At 63.9% G+C, this 15753-nt stretch carries 13 protein-coding genes; 8 read left to right on the top strand and 5 right to left on the bottom strand.

Annotation, left to right across the window (positions count from 1 at the left end; genetic code table 11):
- Window positions 1-161: 161 nt before the first annotated feature.
- The 6 genes from AC1DPX_RS02060 (at window position 162) to AC1DPX_RS02035 (ending at window position 4700) form a co-directional block, all read left to right on the top strand.
- The gene (locus AC1DPX_RS02060) at window positions 162-854 is read left to right on the top strand and encodes an N-acyl amino acid synthase FeeM domain-containing protein (RefSeq protein WP_244730637.1); all 693 of its coding nucleotides are present in this window, start codon (window positions 162-164) and stop codon (window positions 852-854) included.
- Window positions 855-970: 116 nt separating this feature from the next.
- Window positions 971-1120: a DUF3096 domain-containing protein gene (locus tag AC1DPX_RS02055; protein ID WP_019862764.1), complete on the top strand. Its 150-nt coding sequence runs from the start codon at window positions 971-973 to the stop codon at window positions 1118-1120.
- Window positions 1121-1284: 164 nt separating this feature from the next.
- Window positions 1285-1509, top strand: a complete 225-nt coding sequence (locus tag AC1DPX_RS02050; protein ID WP_477234254.1) for an aa3-type cytochrome c oxidase subunit IV — start codon at window positions 1285-1287, stop codon at window positions 1507-1509.
- Window positions 1510-1596: 87 nt separating this feature from the next.
- Window positions 1597-2871 carry a Re/Si-specific NAD(P)(+) transhydrogenase subunit alpha gene (locus tag AC1DPX_RS02045; RefSeq protein ID WP_477234252.1) on the top strand — a complete coding sequence of 425 codons (1275 nt, stop codon included), beginning with the start codon at window positions 1597-1599 and terminating at the stop codon, window positions 2869-2871.
- Window positions 2871-3296 (top strand): proton-translocating transhydrogenase family protein, encoded by a 426-nt coding sequence (locus AC1DPX_RS02040; protein ID WP_446721145.1) that lies wholly within the window; start codon window positions 2871-2873, stop codon window positions 3294-3296. The genes AC1DPX_RS02045 and AC1DPX_RS02040 overlap by 1 nt, the downstream gene beginning before the upstream one ends.
- A 6-nt stretch (window positions 3297-3302) precedes the next feature.
- Window positions 3303-4700 (top strand): NAD(P)(+) transhydrogenase (Re/Si-specific) subunit beta, encoded by a 1398-nt coding sequence (locus AC1DPX_RS02035; protein WP_477234250.1) that lies wholly within the window; start codon window positions 3303-3305, stop codon window positions 4698-4700.
- Window positions 4701-4775: 75 nt separating this feature from the next.
- On the opposite strand, the gene AC1DPX_RS02030 is transcribed toward AC1DPX_RS02035, so the two are convergent.
- Window positions 4776-5693 (bottom strand): hypothetical protein, encoded by a 918-nt coding sequence (locus AC1DPX_RS02030; protein WP_477234249.1) that lies wholly within the window; start codon window positions 5691-5693, stop codon window positions 4776-4778.
- Window positions 5694-6268: 575 nt separating this feature from the next.
- Here AC1DPX_RS02030 and AC1DPX_RS02025 point away from each other — a divergent pair.
- Window positions 6269-7162 carry an alpha/beta hydrolase family protein gene (locus tag AC1DPX_RS02025; protein WP_477234247.1) on the top strand — a complete coding sequence of 298 codons (894 nt, stop codon included), beginning with the start codon at window positions 6269-6271 and terminating at the stop codon, window positions 7160-7162.
- Between the two features lie 73 nt (window positions 7163-7235).
- Here AC1DPX_RS02025 and gyrB read toward each other — a convergent pair whose 3' ends face one another.
- The 3 genes from gyrB to AC1DPX_RS02010 form a co-directional block, all read right to left on the bottom strand.
- On the bottom strand, window positions 7236-9707 hold the full coding sequence (gyrB, locus tag AC1DPX_RS02020) for a DNA topoisomerase (ATP-hydrolyzing) subunit B (RefSeq protein ID WP_202356596.1): 2472 nt from the start codon (window positions 9705-9707) through the stop codon (window positions 7236-7238).
- A 144-nt stretch (window positions 9708-9851) separates the two neighbouring features.
- Window positions 9852-12518: a caspase family protein gene (locus tag AC1DPX_RS02015; protein WP_477234245.1), complete on the bottom strand. Its 2667-nt coding sequence runs from the start codon at window positions 12516-12518 to the stop codon at window positions 9852-9854.
- 50 nt (window positions 12519-12568) lie between these two features.
- Window positions 12569-13138 (bottom strand): NADPH-dependent FMN reductase, encoded by a 570-nt coding sequence (locus AC1DPX_RS02010; RefSeq protein ID WP_202356595.1) that lies wholly within the window; start codon window positions 13136-13138, stop codon window positions 12569-12571.
- A gap of 194 nt (window positions 13139-13332) precedes the next feature.
- On the opposite strand from AC1DPX_RS02010, the gene AC1DPX_RS02005 reads away from it, so the two are divergent.
- Entirely contained in the window at window positions 13333-14700 is a 1368-nt protein-coding gene (locus AC1DPX_RS02005) for a cytochrome P450 (RefSeq protein WP_477234243.1), read from the top strand.
- A 27-nt stretch (window positions 14701-14727) separates the two neighbouring features.
- Here the strand turns inward: AC1DPX_RS02005 and AC1DPX_RS02000 are convergent, their stop codons facing one another.
- Window positions 14728-15705, bottom strand: coding sequence for a complex I NDUFA9 subunit family protein (locus tag AC1DPX_RS02000; RefSeq protein ID WP_202356593.1), 978 nt, complete (start codon window positions 15703-15705; stop codon window positions 14728-14730).
- Between the last annotated feature and the right edge of the window lie 48 nt (window positions 15706-15753).

Below are 15753 nucleotides of genomic sequence, written 5' to 3'. Positions count from 1 at the left end.
GGTAAATCAACAGTGTCCAAGTTTCCGCTTGTGTCTCATTTTGACTCGACTAGCGTATTTACAGGCGGAAATTTCGAGGACAGATGATGGATGCTGCTGCGGCTGCAAGGAATACGTCTGGCGTGGTCAGGGCAGCCGGCGATTCGGTGCTGAATCGATCGATGATGCAACTGCTGGAGCATGTCGATTATCGCCTCATTACCGGAGGCGAGGATCTGGAGGCGATTTACCGGCTTCGCTATAAATCCTATCTGCGTTCAGGCATGTGCGGCCCGATCGCCAGCGGGATGTTCGAGGATCGCTGGGACAATCTGCCCAATTCCTACCGGTTCGGTGTCTATTGCTATGGCGAACTGGTCAGCACGATCCGCTTCCATTACATTTCTCGCGAGCACCCGAATTCGCCTTCCGTCGATGCCTATCCGGAAATACTGCTCGAGCGGCTTGCCCGCGGAGAAACCTTTATCGACGGAACCCGGTTTGCAACCGATCCCGACGCTGCGCCAGCCCCCGGAGTGCTGCCGTTCCTGACGCTCAGGCTTGCCATGGTGGCCTCGCTCTATTTCGGCCAGGACTCGGTGCTGACGCCGGTCAAGGTCGAGCATTCCAATTTCTATTCCCGTTATTTCAATGCCGTGCAGAGGACCGAGGCCAAGGAATTTCCGGGCGTGCTCACCCGGATCGCCCTGTTCGAAATCCCTGCCGGCGAAAATATGCGCCTGACGCTCGAGCGGTTCCCCTTCTTCAGGTCGACGCCCATGGAGCAACGGCTGATGTTCGCCAATCCGGCCATCAACCGGCTGACACCCTTGTCCGTCGTGCCGACCGCGAAATACTATCGCGCCGCCGCCTGAGGTCCTCGTTTTTGCGAGGCGTCTGGAGCCTTCCGGCCAGATTCGCGTTGTGATGACGGCGGAGCGCCGTCGCTCCGTCCTTGTCATCCAGGCGGACATGCCAGAAGGACCCCTACATGCATATTTCCCAGCTCGCGCTCACACCGCTTATCTCGCTGATCGCCGGCGTGCTGATCCTGATCATGCCGCGGCTGCTGAACTACATCGTCGCGCTCTATCTGATCGTCGTTGGACTGCTCGGGCTTTTCCCGCACCTCGCCGGCTGAGGGCTGCCGAGCGAGCCTGCCGCAAACGCCGCCCTTCGCCGAACCGGCCGGCGGTTTCAAATTTCCCTTGAGGCAGTTGTCGGCTCCAATGCGGCAATAGCGCCATTGCTCTCGGGCCGGCTTTTCGCTATGTGCCAGAAAGATGTCTTCGAAGGGGTATTCCTATGGCTGATCACTCGCCGACCGGTCCTGTCGAACTGGGCGCGGAGATGGACTATGCCGAGCATGACCGCACCTATGCGGGCTTCCTCGCTCTGGCCAAATACGGATCGCTGTTCTGCGGCGCGTTGCTCATCGCGATGGCTTTCGGCTTCTTCGCGGCCGGTTTCTTCTCGGCAACCATACTGTTCATCCTGATCATGGCCGTCGGCGCCTTCATTCTGCGATAGACCTTCCAAAACCCCGTTGCCATTGACGTCGCCGGATAATCCGGCCGACACTTTGCGCAAACAGGTTCCAGCCGAAAGGATCATGCGGTGGGACAGACGGTTTTCATCCCTCGTGAGCTCGACGCGAACGAGCCGCGTGTCGCGGCCTCGCCCGATACGGTGAAGCGGCTGGCGGGGCTTGGCTTCGACGTGATTGTCGAAACCGGCGCCGGCACGCGGTCGCGCATCCCCGACGAAGAGTTTGCCAAGGCAGGTGCCGCCATCGGCAAGGCTTCCGATGTCGCCAAGGCCGACGTGGTGCTGAAGGTGCGCCGGCCGACGGATGCCGAGCTGAAGAGCTACAAATCCGGCGCGGCTGTGATCGCCATCATGGACCCCTACGGCAACGATGCCGCCGTGGCAGCCCTTGCCAAGGCCGGCGTCACCGCCTTCTCGATGGAGTTCATGCCGCGCATCACCCGCGCGCAGTCGATGGACGTCTTGTCCAGCCAGGCCAATCTTGCCGGCTATCAGGCGGTGATCGACGGCGCTTCGGAATATGATCGCGCCTTGCCGATGATGATGACCGCGGCGGGCACGGTGCCGGCAGCGAAGGTCTTCATCATGGGCGTCGGCGTCGCCGGCCTGCAGGCGATCGCCACGGCGCGCCGCCTTGGTGCGGTCGTCACCGCCACCGACGTTCGCCCCGCCGCCAAGGAACAGGTCGCCTCGCTCGGCGCCAAATTCCTCGCCGTCGAGGACGAGGAGTTCAAGGCGGCCGAGACCGCCGGCGGCTACGCCAAGGAAATGTCCAAGGAATATCAGGCCAAGCAGGCGGCGCTCACATCAGAGCACATTGCCAAGCAGGACATCGTCATCACCACGGCGCTGATCCCCGGCCGGCCGGCGCCGAAGCTGGTGTCGGCGGCGATGGTCGCCTCGATGAAGCCGGGCTCGGTGCTCGTCGATCTGGCGGTCGAACGTGGCGGCAATGTCGAAGGGGCTGAGCCAGGCAAGGTCGTCACCACGGCCAACAATGTGAAGATCGTCGGCCATATCAACGTGCCCGGCCGCGTCGCCGCGTCCGCTTCGCTGCTCTACGCCAAAAACCTGTTCGCGTTCCTGGAAACGCTGGTCGACAAGACCACCAAGACGCTCGCCATCAAGCGCGACGACGATCTGGTCAAGGCGACGATGCTGACCGACGGCGGCAAGGTGGTGCATCCGGCCTTCGCCAAGGCCGACCAGCAGCCTCATGTCGAACCGGCCGCGATCCCGGCCACGACCATGGTCGCCGATGCCTCGGCCGCGCCCAAGAAGGCCGCACCCAGGAAAACCGCCGCATCCAAGTCGTCCTCGTCCAAGTCGAAAGGGACCGCGTGATGGATCAGACCCTGCAGAAAGCCCTCGACCAGCTCGACCAGGCCTCCGCCGCCGTCAAGCTTGCGGTGCAGAACCTGGCCAATGCGCCGGGCGGCGCCGAGGCGGCGGGTGATGCCGCGCATGCAATCTCCGGCGGCGCCATCGATCCCTTCGTCTTCCGCTTCGCCATCTTCGTGCTGGCGATCTTCGTCGGCTACTATGTCGTCTGGTCGGTGACCCCTGCGCTGCACACGCCGCTGATGGCCGTCACCAATGCCATCTCTTCGGTGATCGTCGTCGGTGCGCTGCTTGCTGTCGGCATCGCCGCTTCCGGCGTTGCCGCGGGCTTCGGCTTCGTCGCGCTGATGCTGGTCTCGGTCAACATCTTCGGCGGCTTCCTCGTCACCCAGCGCATGCTGGCCATGTACAAGAAGAAGGACAAGTAGAGCGCCATGAACGCCAACTTCGCGTCCTTCCTCTATCTCGTCTCCGGCGTCCTGTTCATCATGGCGTTGCGCGGCCTGTCGCATCCGACCACCAGTCGGCAGGGCAATCTCTACGGCATGATCGGCATGGCCATCGCCATCGCCACGACGCTGGCGCTGGCAACCCCGTCGGCCGGGCGCTTTGGCCTGATCGTGCTCGGCCTTGCGATCGGCGGCGGCGTCGGCGCCGTCACCGCGCGCCGCATCGCCATGACCTCGATGCCGCAGCTGGTCGCTGCCTTCCACTCGCTGGTCGGCCTCGCCGCCGTCATGGTGGCGGCAGCCGCCATCTATGCGCCGGAAAGTTTTGGTATCGGCACGGCGGGCGACATCCATGCCCAGGCGCTGATCGAGATGAGCCTTGGCGTCGCCATCGGCGCCATCACCTTCACCGGCTCGGTCATCGCCTTCCTGAAGCTCGATGGCCGCATGTCCGGCAAGCCGATCATGATCGGCGGCCGCCACTTCATCAACGCGGCCCTCGGCGTCGCGCTGATCGTGCTGATCGTGCTTCTGGTCACCACGGAATCGAAGCTGGTCTTCTGGCTGATCGTCGCCGCCTCGCTGGTGCTCGGCATCCTCTTGATCATCCCGATCGGCGGCGCCGACATGCCGGTCGTCGTCTCGATGCTCAACTCCTATTCGGGCTGGGCGGCAGCGGCACTTGGCTTCACGCTCGGCAATCTGGCGCTGATCATCACCGGCGCGCTGGTCGGCTCGTCGGGCGCGATCCTGTCCTACATCATGTGCAAGGGCATGAACCGAAGCTTCATCTCGGTCATCCTCGGCGGCTTCGGCGGCGAGACCGCCGCAGCGGCCGACGACGGCATCGAGCGCACGGTCAAGCAGGGCTCGGCCGACGACGCCGCCTATCTGATGATGAACGCGCAGAAGGTCATCATCGTGCCCGGCTACGGCATGGCGGTCGCCCAGGCGCAGCACGCGCTGCGCGAAATGGCCGACAAGCTCAAGGCCAATGGCGTCGACGTGAAGTACGCCATCCACCCGGTCGCCGGCCGCATGCCTGGACACATGAACGTGCTGCTCGCCGAAGCCAACGTACCCTATGACGAAGTGTTCGAACTCGAGGACATCAATTCAGAGTTCGCGCAGGCCGATGTCGCCTATGTCATCGGCGCCAATGACGTCACCAATCCTTCGGCCCGCGACGACAAGTCCTCGCCGATCTATGGCATGCCGATCCTCGACGTCGACAAGGCGCGGACCTGCCTGTTCGTCAAGCGCTCGCTCGGCTCCGGCTATGCCGGCATCGACAACACGCTGTTCTACAAGGACGGCACCATGATGCTGCTCGGCGACGCCAAGAAGATGACCGAGGAAATCGTCAAGGCCATGGATCACTGATCCGGCCGACAAGCGGAAAGGCAAGGAGCCCGGCTTTTGGAGCCGGGCTCTTTCATTTCTGGCGCAGGACCGCGTTCAGCGGTTGGTCAGGAAAACCGCTTCCTCTTCGTCGCGCTGCCTGCCGCCGATCGCTGCCGCGGCACTGGCGATGAAGGCGCCGATGACCAGCGACAAGGCGCCGAGCAGGGCAAAGGTGGCGCTGGCCTTCCTGGCGGTGTCGGCGGCCTGCTTGGCCTTGACCTTGGCCTCCTCGACCTTGGCGACCATCGCATCGACGCGCGCCTTGGCGTCGGCCTCGGAAAGGCCGGTGCGGGCGGCAACCAGCTGCGACAGATAGGTCTTGTCGTCAGCCGAAATCTCGCCAGCGGCGGCACTGGCGACGAGGATGCGCGAAGCCTGTCCGACCGCGGCCGTATCGCTCTCCGGATTGGCCGCCGCGAGCTTGCTCGGATCGGCCGGACGGAACAGCGAATCCACCAGATAGGAGGTCGCATTGTCGGCCGTTGCGCTGCCTGCATTGGCGGAGGCGCCAGCCGATGCACCCATGGCGGCGCCCGACGCGACGCTTGAGACCGCCTGCACGCCGGTGCCAAGTGCCGCGGAAAGCGCCGAGCCGAGTACGCCGACAACGAGCAGCGTGGCCAGCGCCCAGGCAAGGAAACCGTGCGCGGTGTCGCGGAAATACACCTCGTCAGTGTGGATGCCGACCCATTTGGTGCGCAGGCGTCCGGCAAGGTAGCCGCCTACGCCGGAGGACAGCCACTGCACGACGACGAGCCATATAGCGGTGGACACCGCGAAGGTGGTGATCGACGCGCCGGAGCCCGACCATGGCGAAACCATGCTGAGCCCAAGCCCGGAGCCGAGCAGCATGAGGATGAAGGTCAAGGTCGAGGCCGCGAAGGCGCCGGCAATGATCGGTCCCCAGCTGACGGCTGTAGCGGAGGATTCTTCTGAAGCGGACAAGTCGATGGCCGATACGGTGGGCTGCATCAACGCCCCCTACCGTACGAACAGCATGATGAGGATGATGATCGGGATCGGAATACCGAGCAACCAGAGCAAAATGCCACGTCCCATAAAGGCCTCCTGTGAGAAATTGTGTTCGATGTCGTCACAATGTCCCGGGAGGGCTTCCGTTCCGGCGGGCCATAAAATGATTTCGTTTGCCGGCGATGGAACAATTCGGAGCGCCGCTTCGCACCGATGTCTCAAGCGATCATGTTGTTGTGATTTGACCCCTAGGTCGGGTCGGGCAAAAGCGGAAATCCGGACGAATTTTCTTCGAAGTGCCTTGCCAGGTAGGAGGACAAATGACTCCAAGGAAATTCCAGAAGAGGCAAGAAGCAAAAACCCAGCGGATTTGGGCTCCTGGCAGCGGGCTGCGCCAGGCAATTTTCGTCGGCCTGGTCTTGCTCTCTGGTCTGTTCACGTGGGGCGCGACCCCGGCCGCTGCAGCCGGTGCGCCGGTCGGCGCGGCATCGGCCGGTTCGGCTGCCGACGACACCGCGCATCTTTCTCCCGTGGGCTTCCAAGCCGTTCGCGTTCCTAATGGCGACGAGCCACCGTTGGCCGCCGGTATCTGGTACCCGACGTCAGCCGAGGCGCAGGATGTGCTGCTGGAAAACTTCAAGCAACATGTTGCGCCTTCCGGTCCGGTGAAAGGCCATGCGCTGCCGCTGGTCGTCATCTCTCATGGCGGCGGCGGATCCTATGCCGGCCACTATGATACGGCGATCGCGTTGGCGAGAGCCGGCTTCATCGTCGCCGCGGTCAGCCATGCGGGCGATACTTTCGACGACCAGAGCAAGGTGATGATGCTCTGGCGCCGGCCCGCCCAGCTAAGCCGGCTGATCGATTTCATGCTGACGGACTGGCAGGGGCATGCCGACATCGATCCGCAGCGCATCGGCGCCTTCGGGTTCTCGAATGGCGGCTTCGCCGTGCTGGTCGAGGCCGGTGGAATACCCGATCTCGGCCGGATCGACCCATATTGCGCGGCAAATCCGCAACATGATCTTTGCACCACGATGGCGAAAGCGGGGGTCCATTCCGTCACACAAGGACCCCAGCCACCGCCGGATGCGTGGAAGCCCGATCGGCGAATCCGCGCCATCGCAGCCGCCGCGCCGGCGTTCGGCTTCACGTTTGACCGTGCCGGCCTTGCTTCGGTTCAGATCCCGGTGCTCCTGTGGCGCGCGGCCAACGACCGGCATCAACCCGACCCTTGGTATGAAGAACACATCCGTTCGGCATTGCCCCGACCGCCGGAGTATCATGTAGAGCCTCTGGCAGGCCACTATGCGTTCCTGCCGCCTTGCAGCACTCGCCTGCGCGCCATTGCACCCATGGCTTGCGTTGACGCACCCGGCTTCGACCGGGCAGCGTTTCATCAGCGCCTCAACGCCGCCCTTGCAAGCTTCTTCACCGCATCGCTGCAGTCTCAAAGCGCGTCGCACTGAAAGGTTTCAGCCGACGCGCTTCAAGCTCTTGTTCGTTCTGCCAAAACCGCTGCGCGGTTTTGGGCGGTATCCATCAAATATCCAGATTGGCGACCGAAAGCGCGTTGTCCTGGATGAATTCGCGCCGTGGCTCGACCTCGTCGCCCATCAACCGTGAGAACAGACTGTCGGCATCGGTCGCGTCGTTGACCTTGACCTGCAGCAGCGAGCGCACATTCGGGTCGAGCGTGGTTTCCCACAATTGCTCGGCATTCATCTCGCCGAGACCCTTGTAGCGCTGCATGGTCAGGCCCTTGCGGCCCGTCGCAAAGACCGCGTTGAGCAGCGCCAGCGGCCCCGAGACGGTTTCGGACACATCCTTGCGGCGCAGCACCGGCGGCGTCCCGTAGACCTCGTTGAGGCGCTGTGCGTAGCGGTCGAGCTGTCGGGCATCGGCCGAATTGATGAGCCCCATGTCGAGATGGGCGTACTCCTTGACGCTGCGCACGGTGCGCTCGAAGACATAGCCGCCGCTGCCGTCATTCGAGGTCGACATACGGCCGGTCCAGCCGCGCTCGGTGTCCTCGGCGATGATGTCGAGGCGTTGCGCGATCCGCTCCGCCATGGCGTTGGCGCGGCCAAGATCGCTGAAGACGTCGGGGTTGAGCCCGCCGGCGATCGACGCTTGCTCGACCACACCTCTGTTGTAGCGCGTGTGCAGGCCGTTGATGAGCTGGCGCACCGCCAGCGCGTCGTCGACGGCACCGCGCAGATCCTGTCCGGTCCGCACTTCGCCCGAACCCAGCGTCAGCGACGCTTCCTCCAGCCCGGACTCGATCAGGAATTCCTCGAAGGCGCTCTCATTCTTGATGTATTGCGAGCTCTTGCCGCGCGTCACTTTGTAGAGCGGCGGCTGGGCGATGTAGAGATGGCCGCGCTCGATCAGCTCCGGCATCTGCCGGAAGAAGAAGGTGAGCAGCAAGGTCCTGATATGCGCGCCGTCGACGTCGGCGTCGGTCATCAGGATGATCTTGTGGTAGCGCAGCTTGTCGGCGTTGAACTCGTCCTTGCCGATCGAGGTGCCGAGCGCGGTGATCAGCGTGCCGATCATGTCGGAGCCGAGCATGCGGTCGAAACGCGCCCGCTCGACATTGAGGATCTTGCCGCGCAGGGGAAGGATGGCCTGGTTCTGGCGCGAACGGCCGCCCTTGGCCGAGCCGCCGGCCGAGTCACCCTCGACGATGAAGATTTCGGATTTCGCCGGATCGCGTTCCTGGCAGTCGGCCAGCTTGCCCGGCAGGGACGTGACGCCGAGCGAGCTCTTGCGGGTGATGTCGCGCGCCTTGCGCGCGGCTTCGCGCGCCGCCGCGGCCTGGATCACCTTGTCGATGACCACCTTGCCTTCGGTCGGATGTTCTTCCAGCCAGGTGCCGAGTGCCTCGTTGACCAGTCCCTCGACCACCGGCCGCACCTCGGAGGAAACCAGCTTGTCCTTGGTCTGCGAGGAGAATTTCGGATCGGGAACCTTGACCGACAGCACCGCCGTCAGCCCTTCGCGGCAGTCGTCGCCGATCAGCGAGACCTTTTCCTTCTTGGTCAGGCCCGAGGACTCGCCATAACCGGTGATCTGGCGCGTCAGCGCGCCACGGAAACCGGCCAGATGGGTGCCGCCATCGCGCTGCGGAATGTTGTTGGTGAAGGCCAGCACGTTCTCGTGGTAGCTGTCGTTCCACCACATCGCCACTTCGACGGTAATGCCGTCGCGCTCGGCTTTGATGGCGATCGGCTTCTCGATCAGCGGTTTCTTGACCCGATCGAGATATTTGACGAACTCCTCGAGACCGCCATCATAGTGCAGTTCATGCCGCACGATATCGGCGTGGCGGGCGTCGGTCAGGATGATGCGCACGCCGGAATTGAGGAAGGCGAGCTCGCGCAGCCGGTGCTCCAGCGTGCCGAAGTCGAACTCGACCATGGTGAAGGTCTCGGCCGACGGGAAGAAGGTGATCGAGCTGCCGCTGCGGCCCTCATAGGTGCCTGGCTGCTTGTCCTGCTCGTAGCTGCCGGTCGCCTTCAACGGCGCATCGGCATTGCCGTGCGTGAAGCTCATCTCGAAGATCTGGCCGTTGCGGCGGATCTTGAGCTTCAGCCAGGCCGAAAGAGCGTTGACCACCGAGACGCCGACGCCATGCAGGCCGCCCGACACCTTGTAGGAGTTCTGGTCGAACTTGCCGCCGGCATGCAGCTGCGTCATGATCACTTCGGCCGCGGAAATGCCTTCGCCGGTGTGGATATCGGTCGGAATGCCGCGGCCATTGTCGATCACCGTCACCGAACCATCGGGGTTGAGCGTGACGGTGACGAGGTCGGCGTGGCCGGCCAGGGCCTCGTCGATGGCGTTGTCGACCACCTCGTAGACCATGTGATGCAGGCCTGAACCGTCGTCCGTGTCGCCGATATACATGCCGGGGCGTTTGCGGACAGCGTCCAACCCCTTCAAAACCTTGATGGAATCGGCGCCGTATTCGGCTTCGGCGCCGTTGGTGTTCTCGGTCTGGTCGCTCATGAAAACCTATTGTCTAGATGCCGCTTGTACAGCGCGAAAAATCGGCCCCGAATCGCGCGTCTGATATGGCCTAGATATAGGCGCTAAAGGCGGTTTTTCCAAGGTTTGCGGGCATTCCGGCCCAAATCCCGAGCCGGCAGCCGGCTATTTTTTCCGGCCGCTGAATTTGGCGAGAAGGCCGCGCAAATATTTGATCATGGGTTTGTCTCTTGGCGCCAGCCGGCCCGTGCGGTCGAGCTCCAGCGTCAGGTTCAGCGCCTTGGTCAGAACGGCCTTCGGATTCTTCGCCACATAGGCGTAGTTGATGTAGGCCTGCACCAGATCGAATTGCCAGATCGCGTTGTTCGGATCGGACTGGGCGAGTTTCTGGCGGATGCCGAGGCTGGCCTCGAACGCCTTCTGGGAGCCTTCGAAGTGGCGCTGTTTGACCTCCAGCATGCCGATTTCCGAGAGCGTGATCGACAGGTCGCGCTGCCAGTCGGAATTGGCGGGGTCGAGCTTGGCCAGCCGGTCGGCAATGGCAAAACTGTCCTGATAGTTTTGCAGCGCACCGCTGACATCGCCCTGGGCATCAAGCACGCCGGCAACCTTCTCCAGACAGACCGACAGGTCGCGCTGCCATTCGGTGTTGCCGGGGTCTGCGGCGGCAAGTCCGCGCGCCACGGCCAGCGCTTGCTGATAGGAAGCCAGCGCCGCCGGCCAGTTCTCCTGGTCGCTGAGCGCGTTGCCGACCTTGGCGTAATTGATCGACAGGTCGCGCTTCAGGTCGGTATCGTTGGGGTCACGGCGCGCCAGTTCCTCGGCGATCGCCTGGCTCTTGCCGTAGGCCACGAGCGCACCGGCTGGGTCCCCGCGCTGGCGCAGCAGGTCGCCGATCCTGTCGTGGCTGACGGAAACAGCGCGCTGGCGCTCAGGGTCATCGGGCTTGTTCCCGGCCAGCGCAAGCCGAATTCTCAGGCTTTCTTCAAAGGCTGTCTGGGCGTCGTCCAACTGTCCGGCGGTCCGGGCAAGGTCGCCGATTTCATCATAGGTTATGGTCAGGTCGCGCAGCAGATAGGCGCTGTTGGGCTCGGCATTGGCCAATTTCTGCTTGATCGACAGGCTTTGCTGGTAGGCCTTGGCCGCCGCACCCACATCGCCTTGCGTCGCCAGCACGTTGCCGATCTTGTCATTGGCGGTGGCAAGATCGCCGAGCCACTCCTTCTCGTCCGGCACGCTTGCGGTGAGGTCCTGCAGCATATCGCGGGCCGCCTCATAGTGCTCCAGGGAGGTTGGCAGGTCGCCTTGCACCATCTTTATGTTGGCAAGCTTGATGTGGCTGATGGCGAGATCGCGCTTGACGCTGGGGTCGGTTTCCTGACGCGACCGCTGCTCGAGGTTGGCCAACAGCGCGGAAAAGGCGCGGCCGGCCGCCTCGACATTCCCGACTGTCGTATAGAGGATGCCGAGTTCCTCCAGCGTGCGGCTCTGGCGGTCAGCCTGTTCCAGGGTGAGCGCGGTCTGCCCGGCCTCGCCATAGAGCGACAGCACCGTTTCATAGTCCTTGATGGCGGTGGTGTAGTCGAGGTCGGCACGCGCGGCACCGCCGGACAGGAAAAGCGTCGCCGCCTCGGACAGGGTGCGGCTGACAAAATTGCCCTTCAGCGCCTGGCGCGAAACATTGTCGATGTCGGCGGCCTTGGCGAGCAGGGCGCGGGCGCCGTCGAAGGCCCCCAGCGAAAGCTGTTCCTCCGCTTGCCGGCGCAATTCCGCCACTTGCGGATCGTCGGAAGCGAGCGTCTTCATTTCGCTGCGCACCTTGACGAAGGCGTCGGCGGCCTCGCGCAGCCGGGCGTTCAAGCTGTCGGCGGACAGATGGCTGGTGTCGGAACTGATCAGCGCGCCATAGAGCGGCGCCAGCGGCATGTCTGCATCGCTGGCGATTTGTTCGACCTCGCCGCGCATTTCCGGCGTCACGTCGGCCATGGCCAGCAGCAGCCGTTCGCGCTCCGGCAATTGCTCCTTGGCCGCAGCGGCAAAGAACAGTTTCGGCAGGCCGCTCTCGACATAGGGCAGCTGCTTGCCGCGCGACAAATCATAGACCTCCTGCTGCACCAAGGTCAGCACCGAGCGGATTTCGAGCCCGTCGGTGCCGAGATATTTGGTCAGCGCCGTGGTGAAGGGAGAATTCTCTCCGGTTCCGTCGGCGGCCGTCTCGCCAGGCGCGGCCGAAAAGGCGAACAGGATGTTTTCCGCCCGGCCGACGCGGCCGAGACCCGGTTTGACCTTGTCGGCGACATCCTTGGCCAGCGAGGTCGCGCCGCGACCGTCGCCACTGCTGCCAGAGAACGGATCGCTGCGGCAGGCGTCGAGCACGATCAGTCCAACCTTGGCGGTGGCGGCGACGGCAGCGCGCACCTCTTCCAGCGGCAGGCTGGTCCTGTTCAGCTGATCGAGCGAGGAGGCGTCGGCATCGACCGGCAGCAGCCGGTTGTCGCCTGAGATTTCGACGCCATGGCCGGAGAAATAGACCAGTGCCACATCGGCGCCCTTGGCATCCTCGCGAAAATCGTCGAGCGCGCGCCGCATGCGCCGCAGGTCGCGGTTGGTTTCGAGGATGACCTCGAAGCCGAGTTTCTTCAGCGCGGCTTCCATCGCCTCGCCGTCATGGATGGGATTGGCCAGTGGCCTGACCAGCCGGTAGTCGTTGTCGGCCATGACCAGCGCCACGCGCCGTTCCGCCACCGCGGTGGCGGTGGTCGCAAACATCAGCAGCAAGGCAAACAGCAAGCGCAAGTCGAACCGCCCCCGGCTCAGTCCTTTGCGGAGCATTCCATCTCTTTATGGCGCGAGCAAGCCGGGGCGTTCGGGGACCGGCTTGCTCAGGCAGTGCGAAGCGGCTTCAACGCTTCGCTCCAGCGCAAAAGCTCGTCCAGCATGGCCTTGGTGCCGCCGGTTACCTGCTCGCTGGCGCTGAAGGCGCCGTTTTCGTCGAGTAGCTTCTGATACATCGGCAGCGCGACGCCTTCCGGGATCGGCATGATCCCCACCGACGTCAAAAGCGGCTTCAGCGCCTGCGCCGCGCGCAGGCCGCCGGAGACGCCGCCATAGCTGAAAATGGCGGCCGGCTTGTACTTCCATTCACGCAGCAGGTAGTCGATCGCGTTGACGATCGCCGGCGCCGCGAAATAATTATACTCCGGCGCCACGAAGACGAAGGCGTCGGCGGCGTCGATCGCCTTCGACCACGCCTTGGTGTGGTCGTTCTGGTAGTTGCCAAGCCTGGGATGGTGCGGTTCGTCGAGCACCGGCAGGTGGAAGGCGGCGATATCGGTCAGGACCGGTTCGAATTTCCCGTGCTCGCGCGCGAATCTCTCCAGCCACTCGGCGAAAACCGGACCGGCGCGGCCGGGCCGCGTGCTGCCGATGATGATGTTTAACTGGTGCTTCAAGGGCGGGCTCCTTTGTCAGGCGGTATCTGTTGGTGACTGTCACTAAGGCAGCGCGTCCCGGCGGACAAGGTTGGATATCGGGGGCAGCGGTCACGATCGGATGAACGCCGCTTCGTACCGCGAATGACCTGCCGTTCGGTCACATGGACGCCTGGGTCGCCAGCCACTACATTGAAGCGATAGCGGAGCACTTGATGGACACTCAGCCCGCCCCCTTTGTTCCTCCCGCGCCGAAGCCGCGCACGTCGCCGCCTTCGACGCTGGAGATGATCCGCATCGTCTACCGCAATCCGCTCGAACTCTGGGGCGAGCCGACCTACAACGAGCCCTGGATATCGGCGAACGGTGTTGGCGGGCGTCTGGTCATCGCCAACGATCCCGGCCTGATCCGCCATGTGCTGGTCGACAACGCCAGGAACTACAAGATGGCGACGGTGCGCCAGAAGATCCTGCGGCCGATCCTGCGCGATGGTCTGCTGACCGCCGAGGGCGACGTGTGGAAGCGGTCCCGCAAGGCGATGGCGCCGGTGTTCACGCCGCGCCACATCTTCGGTTTCGCCCAGCCGATGCTGAAACGCACGCTCGAGTTCGTCACCCGCTACGAAGAGGGCGGCATATCCGACATCGCCCATGACATGACATTGCTCACCTACGACATTCTCGCCGAAACGCTGTTTTCCGGCGAGATCGCGGGCGAGCCGGGCAGTTTCGCCAACGAGATCGACCGCCTGTTCGAGACCATGGGCCGCGTCGATCCGCTCGACCTGTTGCGCGCGCCCGACTGGCTGCCGCGGCTCACCCGCATCCGCGGCCGCAAGACCATGGCCTATTTCCGCAAGATCGTCACCGACACGGTCAAGATGCGCGAAGACAAATTCAGGCGCGATCCCGATGCCGTGCCGCAGGATTTCCTGACGCTGCTGCTCAAGGCCGAAGATCCCGACGGGTTGACGCGGCCGGAAGTCGAGGACAACATCATCACCTTCATCGGCGCCGGCCATGAGACCACCGCGCGGGCGTTGGGCTGGACGCTTTACTGCCTCGCCGAATCGCCATGGGAGCGCAATCGGGTCGAGCAGGAGATCGATGCGGTGCTGGCGCGCGAACCCGATCCGACGAAGTGGCTCGACGCCATGCCGTTGACCCGCGCCGCCTTCGACGAGGCGCTACGGCTCTATCCGCCGGCGCCGTCGATCAACCGCGAGCCGATCGAGCCGGAAATGTGGAAGGATCTCTATATCCCCAAGCACGCGGCGGTGCTGGTCATGCCCTGGGTCGTCCACCGCCACAGGAAGCTTTGGGACAGGCCCGATGCCTTCCTGCCCGAGCGCTTCCACCCGGGAAATCGCGAAAAGATCGACCGCTTCCAGTATCTGCCATTCGGCGCGGGGCCGCGCGTCTGCATCGGCGCCAGCTTCGCCATGCAGGAAGCGATCATCGCGCTCGCCATCCTGTTGTCGCGCTTCCGCTTCGACACGACCGCTGACACCAAGCCATGGCCGGTGCAGAAGCTGACGACCCAGCCGCAAGGCGGGTTGCCAATGCAGGTCACGCCTCGCTAGGCGCGCCTTTCAGGCGGTAGCGGTGATCTATGCTACAGGCTTGCGCTGCTGGAACTGGCCGGCGGCGCGGAAGCGCCAGAGGTAGCTCGGCAGGATCGTCGCGATCGATTGCGGCTGGATGCCGAGCCCGGCGAGCGTCCGGTCGGCCTTGGCGGCGGCTTCCGAAACGATGTTGTGCTCGCGCAGCTGCATCACCTGGTCCTTGGTCAGCAGCGGGTTGGGCAACAGGCCGAGGATCGAGGCCTGGATGTTGGCGACCCACCACGGCACCGGCACCAGCAGGCGCTTGCGCTCGATTACGGTCAGCAACTCTTCCATGCACTCCTTGAAGGTGAGCACATTGGGGCCGCCAAGCTCGTAGATCTGGCCGCGATTGGTCTTGCCGTCGACCGAGCGCGCCACCGCTTCGGCGACGTCGCCGACATAGACCGGCTGGAATTTGGTCTGGCCGCCGCCGATCAGCGGCAGCACCGGCGAATAGCGCGCCATGTTGGCGAAGCGGTTGAAGAAGCTGTCTTCCGGTCCGAAATTGATCGAAGGCCGGAAAATCACGGCGTCGGGGATCGTCTCCATGACGGCCTTTTCGCCAAGCGCCTTGGTGCGCGCATAGTCCGATTCGGAGTCCAGATCGGCGCCAAGCGCCGAAATATGGGTCAGCCCGGCACCGACCGAGCGCGCAGCCTCGGCGACGGCGCGGGAGCCGAATTCATGCACGGCGGAGAATTTCTGCCGGCCGGTCTCATGCAGGATGGCGACGAGATTGACGACATGGTCGGCGCCTTGCACGGCGCGGTCGACCGACCAGCGCACGCGCACATTGGCCTGCACCGGCTGGATCTGGCCGACATTGCCGAGCGGCTGCAGATGGCCGGCAAGGTCGGGCCGCCGGCAGGCGACCCGGATGCGGTAGCCGCGCTTGGCCAGCGCGCGCACGACATGGCGGCCGACAAAGCCAGACCCGCCAAAGACGACAACAAGCTTTGGGGTCTGCAGGATTTCGGTCATGGCTGGCTCCGGCGCACGTTCCAGATGGCTTGGCTGAAGCCGTTTCAT

Source organism: Mesorhizobium sp. 01N446 (genome assembly GCF_056399285.1).
Note: the sequence above shows the minus strand (reverse complement) of the source record. Positions and strands in the feature narration are given on the sequence as shown.

Excerpts from the sequence above, each read along its gene's own strand:
- AC1DPX_RS02060 (WP_244730637.1), top strand. The coding sequence starts at position 162 with ATGATGCAACTGCTGGAGCATGTCGATTATCGCCTCATTACCGGAGGC.
- AC1DPX_RS02055 (WP_019862764.1), top strand. The coding sequence starts at position 971 with ATGCATATTTCCCAGCTCGCGCTCACACCGCTTATCTCGCTGATCGCC.
- AC1DPX_RS02050 (WP_477234254.1), top strand. The coding sequence starts at position 1,285 with ATGGCTGATCACTCGCCGACCGGTCCTGTCGAACTGGGCGCGGAGATG.
- AC1DPX_RS02040 (WP_446721145.1), top strand. The coding sequence starts at position 2,871 with ATGGATCAGACCCTGCAGAAAGCCCTCGACCAGCTCGACCAGGCCTCC.
- AC1DPX_RS02035 (WP_477234250.1), top strand. The coding sequence starts at position 3,303 with ATGAACGCCAACTTCGCGTCCTTCCTCTATCTCGTCTCCGGCGTCCTG.
- AC1DPX_RS02030 (WP_477234249.1), bottom strand. The coding sequence starts at position 5,693 with ATGCAGCCCACCGTATCGGCCATCGACTTGTCCGCTTCAGAAGAATCC.
- gyrB (WP_202356596.1), bottom strand. The coding sequence starts at position 9,707 with ATGAGCGACCAGACCGAGAACACCAACGGCGCCGAAGCCGAATACGGC.
- AC1DPX_RS02015 (WP_477234245.1), bottom strand. The coding sequence starts at position 12,518 with ATGCTCCGCAAAGGACTGAGCCGGGGGCGGTTCGACTTGCGCTTGCTG.
- AC1DPX_RS02005 (WP_477234243.1), top strand. The coding sequence starts at position 13,333 with ATGGACACTCAGCCCGCCCCCTTTGTTCCTCCCGCGCCGAAGCCGCGC.
- AC1DPX_RS02000 (WP_202356593.1), bottom strand. The coding sequence starts at position 15,705 with ATGACCGAAATCCTGCAGACCCCAAAGCTTGTTGTCGTCTTTGGCGGG.